Origin of the sequence: Streptomyces sp. NBC_00271, from assembly GCF_036178845.1 — a bacterium.
In the GTDB taxonomy this organism is placed as follows: Bacteria; Actinomycetota; Actinomycetes; order Streptomycetales; family Streptomycetaceae; genus Streptomyces.
Map to the genome: position 1 here is coordinate 7030513 of NZ_CP108070.1, position 12676 is coordinate 7043188.

The 12676-nt window shown below is 70.6% G+C and carries 9 protein-coding genes; 6 read left to right on the forward strand and 3 right to left on the reverse strand.

Annotated elements, in window-relative coordinates:
- Positions 1-361 precede the first annotated feature (361 nt).
- From OG798_RS32140 to OG798_RS32155, 4 genes are all read left to right on the forward strand, one after another.
- Positions 362-973, forward strand: a complete 612-nt coding sequence (locus OG798_RS32140) for a response regulator transcription factor (protein ID WP_003948568.1) — start codon at positions 362-364, stop codon at positions 971-973.
- A gap of 256 nt (positions 974-1229) precedes the next feature.
- Entirely contained in the window at positions 1230-1805 is a 576-nt protein-coding gene (locus OG798_RS32145; protein ID WP_060901477.1) for a sigma-70 family RNA polymerase sigma factor, read from the forward strand.
- A gap of 276 nt (positions 1806-2081) precedes the next feature.
- A complete protein-coding gene (guaB, locus tag OG798_RS32150) occupies positions 2082-3587 on the forward strand; it encodes an IMP dehydrogenase (RefSeq protein WP_328758078.1) in 1506 nt (501 codons plus the stop codon).
- Between the two features lie 127 nt (positions 3588-3714).
- Positions 3715-4839, forward strand: a complete 1125-nt coding sequence (locus tag OG798_RS32155) for a GuaB3 family IMP dehydrogenase-related protein (protein WP_067366955.1) — start codon at positions 3715-3717, stop codon at positions 4837-4839.
- 82 nt (positions 4840-4921) lie between these two features.
- Here the strand turns inward: OG798_RS32155 and OG798_RS32160 are convergent, their stop codons facing one another.
- Both OG798_RS32160 and OG798_RS32165 read right to left on the reverse strand, forming a co-directional pair.
- On the reverse strand, positions 4922-5524 hold the full coding sequence (locus OG798_RS32160) for a hypothetical protein (protein ID WP_183127211.1): 603 nt from the start codon (positions 5522-5524) through the stop codon (positions 4922-4924).
- A 123-nt stretch (positions 5525-5647) separates the two neighbouring features.
- On the reverse strand, positions 5648-6856 hold the full coding sequence (locus OG798_RS32165; protein ID WP_095853058.1) for a nucleotide sugar dehydrogenase: 1209 nt from the start codon (positions 6854-6856) through the stop codon (positions 5648-5650).
- Between the two features lie 261 nt (positions 6857-7117).
- On the opposite strand from OG798_RS32165, the gene OG798_RS32170 reads away from it, so the two are divergent.
- Complete coding sequence (locus OG798_RS32170; RefSeq protein ID WP_328758079.1) at positions 7118-8824, forward strand: glycerol-3-phosphate dehydrogenase/oxidase; 1707 nt, start codon at positions 7118-7120, stop codon at positions 8822-8824.
- Between the two features lie 112 nt (positions 8825-8936).
- Here OG798_RS32170 and OG798_RS32175 read toward each other — a convergent pair whose 3' ends face one another.
- Positions 8937-10100, reverse strand: coding sequence for a serine hydrolase domain-containing protein (locus OG798_RS32175; protein WP_328758080.1), 1164 nt, complete (start codon positions 10098-10100; stop codon positions 8937-8939).
- 184 nt (positions 10101-10284) lie between these two features.
- Here OG798_RS32175 and OG798_RS32180 point away from each other — a divergent pair, with 184 nt between their 5' ends.
- Entirely contained in the window at positions 10285-12573 is a 2289-nt protein-coding gene (locus OG798_RS32180; RefSeq protein WP_328758081.1) for a serine/threonine-protein kinase, read from the forward strand.
- The last annotated feature ends 103 nt before the right edge of the window (positions 12574-12676 follow it).

Genomic DNA, 12676 nt, shown 5'->3' on the forward strand with positions numbered 1-12676 from the left:
CGCTCTGTGCCCACCGACCGTACATCTACGATCTAAGGAGATGAAAATATGACTCATTGCGAATCTAGCCGCAGACACCAGCAAAGGGGAAGAAAACAGGCTGAATGGGGCATAGGTTGTGATGAAACGTTGAGGGTCCGTTGCGCATGTCTGCCTCGTGTCCGCGCCCTCACGTAGAGTGCCGAAGGCGACCGACTGCCCCGTAACTCTTTCGAGTGACCGTCGTTGAGAGTGCGGAGGCGGTTGAAGGAACAAGCGCTCGGGCAGACGGCAGTTCCGTCGGCGAGTGTCGACCGCACAGATGACGATTCGTACCAGCCTGGAGGCTCAAGGTGACGCGCATCAGCTGCGGAGGGCGGCCATGACATCCGTCCTCGTCTGCGACGACTCCCCGCTTGCCCGAGAGGCGCTCCGCCGAGCGGTGGCGACCGTGCCCGGCGTCGAGCGCGTGACGACGGCAGCCAACGGCGAGGAAGTCCTCCGCCGCTGGGGTGCCGACCGCTCGGACCTGATTCTGATGGACGTACGCATGCCCGGACTGGGTGGCGTCGAGACCGTCCGGCGGCTGCTGTCCGCCGACCCCGGTGCGCGCATCATCATGCTCACCGTGGCCGAGGACCTGGACGGTGTGGCGCTCGCCGTCGCCGCCGGGGCCCGCGGCTATCTGCACAAGGACGCCTCCCGCGCCGAGCTGCGCGCGACCGTGACCCAGGCACTCGCCGACCCCACCTGGCGGCTCGCCCCGCGCAGACTGCGGTCGGCCGAGATGGGCGCGGCGCCGACGCTCACGGCGCGTGAGATCCAGGTGCTGGAAGGCATGAGTCACGGCCGCTCCAACGCCGAGATCGGCCGCGAGCTGTTCCTCTCCGAGGACACCGTGAAGACGCACGCCCGGCGGCTCTTCAAGAAACTCGGCGCCTCGGACCGCGCGCACGCCGTGGCGCTCGGTTTCCGGTGGGGTCTGGTTCGTTAGGTGAGCCGTCGCGGGGGTACGACGCACCCCGCCTACCTCATGGTGGGCGGGGCCGACAACAGCGCCCGCCGAGTGCCCGCTGCTCGTTTCGCCGCGGATGCCGCATGCTTGAGGTGTGGAGTTCCTCGGGGACGAGTCGGTCGAGCGGAAGGGGAGGGCGCAGGAGATGAGTTCCGGCGCACCTGCTCATAACGCTTCGGTGCACAACTACGGACGCGGTGCCACGGACAAGACGACGCCGAGGCACCATGGACCGATGCGCGACGACGAGACGACGGTGATCGGTGCGCTCGTCCATCGCGCGGTCGACGGCGACGAGCAGGCCACGCACGACCTGCTCGCGCATGTACATCCCTTGGCGTTGCGCTACTGCCGCACCCGCCTCTCCCGGCTTCCGGGCGACGCGCGGCACTTCGTCGAGGACCTGGCCCAGGAGGTCTGCGTAGCGGTGCTCCTCGCACTGCCGCGCTACAAGGACACCGGGCGCCCCTTCGAGGCGTTCGTCTTCGCCATCGCCGCGCACAAGGTCGCCGACCTGCAGCGCGCCGCGATGCGCCACCCCGGTTCGACGGCGGTTCCCTCGGACGAGATGCCCGAGCGCCCCGACGACTCCCTCGGCCCGGAGGAGCGCGCTCTCCTCAGCAGCGACGCCGAGTGGGCCAAGAAACTCCTGGCCAACCTCCCCGAGAACCAGCGCGAGCTGCTTCTGCTGCGCATCGCGGTGGGCCTCACGGCCGAGGAGACGGGCCAGATGTTGGGAATGTCACCAGGCGCCGTTCGGGTGGCCCAGCACCGCGCACTGAGCCGGTTGCGGGCGCTGGCGGAGCAGTAGGCGGGTCTCAGGGGCCTTTGACACCGGGACCCCTGGGGACACGTTTGCCGGCGCGACGGGTCCGCCCTCCCAAGGGGCGGATCGGTTTTTCCCCGGTCGTGGGGTTCGCGTCGTTCTTCCGCGGGGACCGGGCCCCGGCCCACAACTGAACGGCATCGCCACCCCGCCCGTACGAACCTACGAAGCTCGAGGGCGATCCGAACCGTGGAATGGGAGACCCCTGCTTCCCGTTAGCATGGACATCCGCACCGATCAAGGCCATTTGGGGAAGGTGTCATGACTGCCAACGTCGACGGAGTGCCCGCCAAATTCGCGACACTCGGGCTGACCTACGACGACGTGCTGCTGCTGCCGGGCGCCTCCGAGGTGCTGCCCAACGCGGTCGACACCTCGTCGCGTATCTCCCGCAACGTACGTGTGAACATCCCGCTGCTCTCCGCGGCGATGGACAAGGTGACCGAGTCGCGCATGGCGATCGCCATGGCCCGGCAGGGAGGCGTCGGTGTACTGCACCGCAACCTCTCCATCGAGGACCAGGTCAACCAGGTCGACCTGGTGAAGCGCTCCGAGTCCGGCATGGTCACCGACCCGATCACGGTGCACCCGGACGCGACGCTGGCCGAGGCCGACGCCCTGTGTGCCAAGTTCCGCATCAGCGGTGTCCCCGTCACCGACGGCGGCGGCAAGCTGCTCGGCATCGTCACCAACCGTGACATGGCCTTCGAGACCGACCGTTCGCGCCAGGTGCGCGAGGTCATGACGCCGATGCCCCTGGTCACCGGCAAGGTCGGCATCTCCGGCACCGACGCCATGGAACTGCTGCGCCGCCACAAGATCGAGAAGCTTCCGCTGGTCGACGACGCGGGCGTCCTCAAGGGCCTCATCACGGTCAAGGACTTCGTGAAGGCCGAGAAGTACCCGAACGCCGCGAAGGACGCCGAGGGCCGGCTGCTGGTGGGTGCCGCCGTCGGCGCCAGCCCCGAGGCACTGGAGCGCGCTCAGGCGCTGGCCGAGGCCGGGGTGGACTTCCTGATCGTCGACACCTCGCACGGGCACAACCGCAACGCGCTCAACTGGATGGCGAAGATCAAGTCGAGCGTGCACGTCGACGTGATCGGCGGCAACGTCGCCACCCGTGACGGTGCCCAGGCCCTGATCGACGCCGGTGTCGACGGCGTCAAGGTGGGCGTGGGCCCCGGCTCGATCTGTACCACCCGTGTGGTCGCCGGCATCGGCGTCCCGCAGGTCACCGCCATCTACGAAGCGGCCCTCGCGGCCCGTGCCGCGGGTGTCCCGGTGATCGGCGACGGCGGTCTGCAGTACTCCGGCGATATCGGCAAGGCGCTGGCCGCCGGTGCCGACACGGTGATGCTCGGCAGCCTCCTGGCGGGCTGTGAGGAGTCGCCCGGCGAGCTGCTCTTCATCAACGGCAAGCAGTTCAAGTCGTACCGCGGCATGGGCTCCCTCGGCGCCATGCAGTCCCGGGGCCAGGGCAGGTCGTACTCGAAGGACCGCTACTTCCAGGCGGACGTGGCCTCCGACGACAAGCTCGTGCCCGAGGGCATCGAGGGACAGGTGCCCTACCGCGGCCCGCTGGCCAACGTGCTGCACCAGCTCGTCGGCGGTCTGCGCCAGACCATGGGGTACGTGGGCGCCGCCACCATCGACGAGATGGAGTCCAAGGGCCGGTTCGTCCGGATCACCTCGGCGGGTCTCAAGGAGAGCCACCCGCACGACATCCAGATGACGGTCGAGGCGCCGAACTACAGCCGTAACGACTAGCCGTTACATGGGCTGACGACCAGCCGTACAGATACGTGAGGGCGGTCCCGGAGGTTCCGGGGCCGCCCTTGTCGTAGGTGTCGGGGATACTGGGAGGCGCAGAACCGAAGAGGGAAAGGCCACACACGTGACTGAGATCGAGATCGGGCGCGGCAAGCGCGGCCGCCGGGCGTACGCCTTCGACGACATCGCCGTCGTCCCGAGCCGCCGTACGCGAGACCCGAAGGAGGTCTCGATCGCCTGGCAGATCGACGCCTACCGCTTCGAGCTGCCGTTCCTGGCCGCCCCGATGGACTCGGTCGTCTCCCCGGCCACCGCGATCCGCATCGGCGAGCTGGGCGGCCTGGGCGTACTGAACCTCGAAGGCCTGTGGACGCGGTACGAGGACCCGCAGCCGCTGCTCGACGAGATCGCCGAGCTGGACGCGGACACCGCGACCCGCCGCCTCCAGGAGATCTACGCCGCTCCCATCAAGGAGGAGCTGATCGGGCAGCGCATCAAGGAGGTGCGCGACTCGGGCGTCGTCACCGCGGCCGCCCTGTCGCCGCAGCGCACGGCCCAGTTCTCCAAGGCCGTCGTCGACGCGGGCGTGGACATCTTCGTCATCCGCGGTACGACGGTCTCCGCGGAGCACGTCTCCGGTGCCGCCGAACCGCTGAACCTGAAGCAGTTCATCTACGAGCTCGACGTCCCCGTGATCGTCGGCGGCTGCGCGACGTACACGGCGGCGCTGCACCTGATGCGCACGGGCGCGGCCGGTGTCCTGGTCGGCTTCGGCGGCGGCGCCGCGCACACCACGCGCAACGTGCTGGGCATCCAGGTCCCGATGGCGACCGCCGTCGCCGACGTGGCCGCGGCCCGCCGCGACTACATGGACGAGTCCGGCGGCCGCTATGTGCACGTGATCGCGGACGGCGGTGTCGGCTGGTCCGGCGACCTCCCCAAGGCGATCGCCTGCGGCGCCGACTCGGTGATGATGGGCTCTCCGCTGGCCCGCGCCACGGACGCGCCCGGCAGGGGCCACCACTGGGGCATGGAAGCGGTCAACGAGGAGCTGCCGCGCGGCAAGAAGGTCGACCTCGGCACCGTCGGCACCATCGAGGAGATCCTCACCGGGCCCTCGCACATCCCCGACGGCTCCATGAACATCTTCGGCGCCCTCCGCCGCGCCATGGCCACCACCGGCTACAGCGAGCTCAAGGAGTTCCAGCGCGTCGAGGTGACGGTCGCGGACTCGCAGCACAAGCGGTAGCGGTAGCGATACGACGGTTCGTACGACGCCGAAGGGCCCGTCCACCATGAGGTGGGCGGGCCCTCGCGCATGCCGGGCGGGGTTACTGACCGGCCTTCTTGGCGCCGGAGAAGGCCGCGTAGGCGGCGATGGCGAAGAAGAGGAAGGTCAGCGGGTCGGCCTCGGCCTTCCAGGCTTCCTGGACCACGCCGAAGTGGTTGAAGAAGATTTCGTTGAAGCCGACGCCGACCTCCTTGGCGCCGAGCATGGCCTCGCCGACCAGCTGGCCGAGGTAGACCGAGGCCACCGACAGGATCACGCTGGCGATCGGCAGGATCGGGTTACGTCCGCCGACGCGGCCCGCGACGAGGCCGATCAGGAAGCCGACGCCGACGGCCGCCCAGCCGATCTCGTGCTTGGTGAGGCCGATGACGACTCCGTAGACGCCCGCCGCGACCAGGGCGGCACCGACGGCGGCCGCGAGGCCGAGCCCGAGCTTGTCGCGGACCGGAGCGGCCGGGGCGACGGGGGCCATCGGGAAGCCCGGCTGGGGTGCGCCCTGCGGGGCACCCTGCTGCGGGAAGCCGGCCGCGTCGGCGTCCTGCTGCGGGGCGGTCGGCTGGTCCGGCTGGCCGGCGTACGGGTTCTGGTCCGCGTACGGGTTGTCGACCGGTGGACCGGACGGCGGCGGAGACGACTGAGTCATGTGGTTCCCCCCAGGGATGTGAGCGCACACCAGCGAGCGCCCGGGACACGGGCGCACTGGTGTGCGAGAGCTGACGCACAGTAGCAGTCGGCAGTGACATCCTGTACAGGGATTTCACAGGGATCAGAGTCGGTGTGCGGCTCCGGTCGGGGTCGCTCCCCGGGTGTCCAGGAGGAGCTGGGCCTTCACGGAGAGACCCTGCAGGTCGTACGTGCGGTGCTGCTGGAGCAGGATCGTGAGGTCGGCGTCGGCGGCGGCCTCGTACAGGGAGTCGGCGCGCGGCACGGGGCGGCCGAGGACGTTCCAGGCCGGGACGTGCGGGTCGTGGTAGCTGACGGTCGCGCCGAGTTCCATCAGCCGCAGGGCGATCTCGTGGGCGGGCGTGCCCTGTTGGTCGGCGAGGTCGGGTTTGTAGGTGACGCCGAGGAGGAGCACGCGCGCGGCACGGGCCGATTTCCCGTGTTCGTTGAGGAGCGTGGCGGCGCGCTGGATGACGTACCGCGGCATGTGGCTGTTGACCTGCTGGGCCAGTTCGACCATGCGGAGGGTGCGGCCCGAGTGGCCCGCCAGGTCCTGGGCGATGCCGTGGCCGCCGACGCCCGGCCCCGGCCGGAACGCCTGGAATCCGAACGGCTTGGTCTCGGCGCAGCGGATGACGTCCCACACGTCGACGCCCAGGTCGTGGCAGAGCACGGACATCTCGTTGACCAGGGCGATGTTGACGTGCCGGTAGTTGGTCTCCAGGAGCTGCACGGTCTCCGCCTCGCGAGGGCCACGCGCGCGCACGACCTTGTCGGTGAGGCGCCCGTAGAAGGCGGCGGCCGACTCGGTGCAGGCGGGGGTGAGGCCGCCGATGACCTTGGGGGTGTTGGCGGGAGTGAAGTCGCGGTTGCCGGGATCGACGCGGCTGGGCGAGTAGGCGAGATGGAAGTCGCGCCCCGCGCGCAGGCCCGAGCCCTCTTCGAGGAGCGAGCGCAGGAAGTCCTCGGTGGTGCCGGGGTGGACCGGCGACTCCAGGATCACGGTGGTGTGCGGGCGCAGCCGTCCGGCCAGGGTGCGGGCGGCCGAGGCCACTTGGCCCAGGTCGGGGGTGCCGTCCGGGCAGGGTGGGGTCGGGGCGCAGATGACGGCGGTGCGGACGCGGCCGAGTTCGGCGGGGTTGGTGGTCGGCCGAAAGCCCCCCGAGAGCATCCGGCGCAGTTCGGCCGGGGTGAGTGAGCCGCCCTCCGGCCCGGTCTTGTAGCCGAGCGTGGGGATGCCGGCGGCGACGGCGGCCTGGGCCAGGGGCAGGCCGAGATGTCCGAGTCCGATGACGGCGAGATCTGCGGGCATGGCGTGGGCCGTCCTTCCCAGTAACCGAAGCGGGACAGGTGCGCAAGCCCTGTGGACAGAACGGGCGAGCGCAATGTCAGACTAGGAGTAAATATGACCGATTTACGGTATTGGGCGGGCGAGTTTCCGGGAGTGTTGTCCACAGGCTGGGGGCGCGTGGTGGCCGATGACGCACATCACGGTCAGACTTTGGGGCAGGGGGATGTGAGCCGGGCGTCGCCGGACAGGTGCGGCCAGCGCGACAGACAGCGGGAGGCAGCGGTGAGGACAGCGAAACTGGGGCCGGCGGAGCGCGCCGAGTCCCTGGCGGGAATGGCCGAGCGTGAGCTGGATGTGCTGGTGGTGGGCGCGGGCGTGGTCGGCGCGGGGACGGTGCTCGACGCCGTGACACGCGGCCTGTCCACGGGCCTGGTCGAGGCGCGCGACTGGGCGTCGGGCACCTCCAGCAGGTCCAGCAAACTGATCCACGGCGGCCTGCGCTATCTCGAGATGCTCGACTTCGCCCTCGTGCGCGAGGCACTGAAGGAGCGTGGACTCCTTCTGGAGCGCCTCGCACCGCACCTGGTGAAGCCGGTGCCCTTCCTCTACCCGCTCCAGCACAAGGGCTGGGAGCGGCTGTACGCGGGATCGGGCGTCGCGCTGTACGACGCGATGTCGATGACGAGCGGACACGGACGAGGACTGCCCGCCCACCGCCATCTGACGCGCAGCCACGCCCTGCGCATAGCACCCGCCTTGAAGAAGGACGCGCTGGTCGGCGCGTTGCAGTACTACGACGCGCAGGTGGACGACGCCCGCTACGTGGCCACGTTGGTGCGCACGGCGACGGCGTACGGCGCGAAGGTCGCCAACCGTGCCCGCGTGACCGGATTCCTGCGCGAGGGCGAGCGCGTGGTCGGCGCCAGGGTGCAGGACGTCGAGGGCGGCGGGGAGTACGAGATCCACGCCAAGCAGATCGTCAACGCCACGGGTGTGTGGACCGACGACACCCAGGCCATGGTGGGCGAGCGAGGCCAGTTCCACGTACGGGCCTCCAAGGGCATCCACCTGGTCGTGCCGAAGGACCGGATCAACGCCGCGACGGGTCTGATCCTGCGCACCGAGAAGTCCGTCCTCTTCGTGATCCCCTGGGGGCGGCACTGGATCATCGGCACCACGGACACCGACTGGAACCTCGACAAGGCCCACCCCGCGGCCTCCAGCGCCGACATCGACTATCTGCTGGAGCATGTGAACTCGGTGCTCTCGGTGCCCCTGACCCGCGACGACGTGGAGGGTGTGTACGCGGGGCTGCGGCCGCTGCTCGCCGGCGAGTCGGACGCCACCAGTAAGCTCTCGCGCGAGCACACCGTGGCCCATCCGGTGCCGGGACTGGTGGTCGTGGCGGGCGGCAAGTACACGACCTATCGGGTGATGGCCAAGGACGCGGTCGACGAGGCGGTGCACGGCCTCGACCAGCGGGTCGCCGAATGCGTCACCGAGGACATCCCCCTGCTCGGGGCCGAGGGGTACCGGGCGCTGTGGAACGCGCGGGCGCGCATCGCGCAGCGCACCGGACTCCATGTGGTCCGCGTGGAGCATCTGCTGAACCGGTTCGGTGTGCTGGCCGAGGAGATCCTCGAGCTCATCGCAGCCCACCCCGCGCTGGGTGAACCCCTTCCGGCCGCCGAGGACTACCTCAAGGCCGAGATCGTCTACGCCGCCTCGCACGAGGGCGCACTGCACCTGGACGACGTGCTGACCCGGCGCACCCGTATATCCATCGAGACCTTCGACCGCGGCACGCGCAGCGCCCGCGAGGCCGCCGAGCTGATGGCGCCGGTCCTCGGCTGGGACAAGGACCAGATCGAGCGCGAGGTGGAGCACTACGAGAAGCGGGTCGAGGCCGAGCGGGAGTCCCAGCGCCAGCCGGACGACCAGACGGCGGACGCGGCGCGGCTGGGAGCGCCGGACATCGTGCCGCGCTGATCGGGCCGCGCTGGTCGTGCCCCGCTGCCCACGAGGGCCTGCCCGGGAGTTCCCGTGCATGTCGCTCGAACGGGTGTCGTGAGCCGGGATCTTTGCTCGAAACCCGGTCGTTCTACTGGGTGCGGGGGCAGAACTGGGCGGCGAGCAGCTCGGGTTCGAGGTCTGGGTCCTCGATCCCGTCCGTGTTCACCCGGAAGGTGAGGACACGACGGCCGTCGACGGTGGCCGCGGTGCGCACGTAGCTGCCGGAGATATGGCCGTCGTGCCCCCACACCGTGGTGCCGCACGACAGCTTCACCGGATACAGACCCATGCCGTGCAGGCCGTGTGCGGTGCGGGTGTCGAGCATCTCGCGCAGTTGGCGGGACGGGAGCAGGTCGCCCGCGAGCACGGCCGCGTAGAAGCGGTTCAGGTCGGCGAGCGTGGTGACCAGCTCACCCGCCGCGCCGGCCACGCGCGGGTCGAGGGCGGTCACGTCGGTGCCGTCGGCGGAGTAGGCGCGGCCGTGCGGGGAGGGCAGCGAGGTGCGGGCACCGGGGAACGAGGTGCCTGTCAGACGAAGGGGGTTGATGATGCGGCGCTCGGCCTCGGTGGCGTACGAGTGGCCGGTGACCTGGCGGATGACCATGCCGAGCAGGACGTAGTTGGTGTTCGAGTAGGAGAAGCGGCCGCGGGCGGCCGGGGGGTGGGTGAGTGCGATGCGGACGGCCTGGAGCGGGGTGAGGGGGACGGCGCCCTTGGTGACGTCGGTGAAGTTGTACAGGCCACTGGTGTGGGTGAGCAGGGAGCGCAGCGTCAGACGCCGGCCGTCGTTGCCCGCGCCGCGCACCAGACCCGGAAGGTGAGTGTCCAGGAGGTCGGACAGGGACAGCCGGTGCTCGGCGGCGAGTTGCAGCACCACGGTCGCGATGAACGTCTTGGTGATGCTGCCCGCGCGGAAGTGGTCGCCGCGGGCGATGCCCTCGCCGGCGCGGGCGAAGCGTGCGCCGGAGGCGTCGCCGGCCAGCAACGCGGCGGCGGGAACCTTGCCGCGGGTGACGAGAAGGGGGAGCAGACGGCGGAGGGCACGGGTGACGCCCGTGGCCGGGGCGGCGGCGGGGGAGTGTGAGCCCGTCGGGGCCGCGGCCCCGGGGGTGTGACGGGCGGCCGAGGGTGTGGTGGAGTGGGAAGGACCGGCGGTCGGCAGCAGGCGCGGCAGGCCGATCGGGGCCAGGGACAGGACGGCCAGAGACACGGGTATGACCAGGAGTGTCCGAGGTGTCCCGAGCGCAGGCATCGGCGTTCCTTCCTTGTTGCGGCACATCATGGGGGCCGGACCTGTGCGTACGAGCGGGTCGTCCGCAGGTGAGGGACGTGCCGGTCGCCGGGGACTTGTCGGCCGAAGGGCCCCCTGGGCGCTGAGCGCTTGTCGGGTGAGGGACAATGAAGGCTCTGTCAGGGCGGGTTGCATGAGGGGACGCATGTCGGAGGCGGAGCGGGCGGGAGCATCCCGTCAGGACAAGAGCGAACGTCTCCTCGCCGGGCGCTACCGGCTGGGAGATGTTCTCGGCCGCGGCGGCATGGGCACGGTGTGGCGGGCCCAGGACGAAACGCTGGGCCGCACGGTCGCCGTCAAGGAGCTGCGGTTCCCGTCGAGCATCGACGACGACGAGAAGCGGCGGCTGATCACGCGCACCCTGCGTGAGGCCAAGGCGATCGCGCGGATTCGCAACAACGGCGCGGTGACGGTCTTCGACGTGGTCGACGAGGACAACCGGCCGTGGATCGTGATGGAGCTCGTCGAGGGCAAGTCGCTCGCCGAGGTCATCCGCGAGGACGGCCTGCTCACGCCGAAGCGCGCCGCCGAGGTGGGGCTCGCGATACTCGACGTGCTGCGTTCCGCGCACCGCGAGGGCATTCTGCACCGCGACGTGAAGCCGTCGAACGTGCTGATCTCCGACGACGGCCGGGTCGTGCTGACCGACTTCGGTATCGCGCAGGTCGAGGGCGACCCGTCCATCACCTCGACCGGCATGCTCGTGGGCGCGCCCTCGTACATCTCGCCGGAGCGGGCGCGCGGGCACAAGCCCGGCCCCGCGGCCGACCTGTGGTCGCTGGGCGGGCTGTTGTACGCGTCGGTGGAGGGCGTGCCGCCGTACGACAAGGGTTCCGCGATCGCGACGCTCACCGCGGTGATGACCGAGCCGGTGGAGCAGCCGAAGAACGCGGGCCCGCTGGAGAACGTGATTTACGGGCTGCTCGTGAAGGACCCCGCGCAGCGGCTCGACAACGAGCGCGCCCGGGCGATGCTCAGCGAGGTGATCTACGCCCCCGAGCCCAAGGAGACCGTGCCGGAGCCGGCGGACGCGACGAAGGTCGTGGCGCTGCCGCCGGTGCCGGACGAGGGCCGGGGCAGGAAGAGTTCGGGCGGCTCGGGCGGTTCCGGGGCCAAGCGTGGTGAGGAGGCCGGGGAGCGGCTGCGCGGAGCGCTGCGTTCCGTGCGGAAGGCCGCCTCGGTCGCCGGTGCGGCCACGGCGGCGGCGACCGCTGCGGCGACGGCCCGTGCGAAGTCCGGCGCTGCGGGCGGGACGGGCAGCGCGAGCAGCACGGGCAGTGCGGGGGGTGCCGGCGGTACCGCGGCTTCCGGTTCGGTGGGCGTGAAGGGGGCGGCTCCGGTCGCTCCGAAGGCTCCCCCGGCTCCGCCGCGCGTGGACGTGTCGAAGCCCGCCGCGGCTGCGGGGAAGTCCGGGACGGTCACGTCCGGCCAGGGTGGCAAGGCGGCGGAGGGCTCCCCGAAGCCGGGCGTGCGTGACGGCGCGCCAGTGGGCTCTGCCTCCGATCCCGTCGGCTCGAAGGGGGCTCCCGGCCCGGCGGGTTCGGGGGATGCCGGCTCCACCGGTTCGGCCGGCGAGGCCAGGCCGGCCTCCGGGTGGCCCGTGGCGCCCGAGCGGCCGCCGCGGCCCGTGCCGCGTGCACCGCTCACCGATGTGGTGCCGCGGCGGACCCTGGTGATCATCGCGGTGGTCGTGGCGCTCGCCGTGATCGGCACCGTGCTGGCCCTGACCCTCGGTGGCGGTGACGACAGCGGGTCGAAGAACGGCAAGAGTGGTGACACCAAGGCGGCCGCGTCCAGCGGGGTGACCGCGGGCGGCGGCGGCAAGGACGCGACCAGCGGCTCGCACACCGACACCGGTGACAAGACCGACGGTGCCACCGGGTCGGCCGGGGACGGGAGTTCGGGCAGCACACCGAACACCGACGCGTCGGGCAGCGCCGCCGCCACGAACGGGACGAGCGGGACGAGCGGCGACGGCAAGGAGTCGGGCTCCTCGGGCTCCACCGCCGTGTCGACGTACAAGGGCAGCCAGGGGTTCAAGATCGGGCTGCCCAAGGGATGGAAGTACCAGTCGACGGGTGACGCGGGAGTCCGCTTCACCGGTCCCGACGGGCAGAAGCTCCTCGTCGGCTGGACGACCACGCCCAAGAGCGACCCCGTGGCGGACTGGAAGAACCAAGAGGGCTACATGGTGCGCTCGCAGTACAAGCGGGTGCGCATAGAGCAGGTGGACTACCGCGGGTGGAACACGGCCGACTGGGAGTTCACCTATCAGGACGGTGGCACGAAGTACCAGTCGATCGACCGTGGCTTCGTCGTGAATGATCATCTCGGGTACGGGCTGATGTACACGGCGAAGGCATCCGACTGGGACAGCGAGCTGCGCAAGGACACGTGGAAGACGCTGACGGCGACGTTCCAGCCGAAGTCGTGAGCCTTGAGCCCGAACCCACGTCGTGAGGCGCGCGCCCACGTCGTGAGGTTCGGGCCGGTTCGCCCGGGGTGTCTGTTGTAGGGGTCGGTCACGGGGCGGTGAC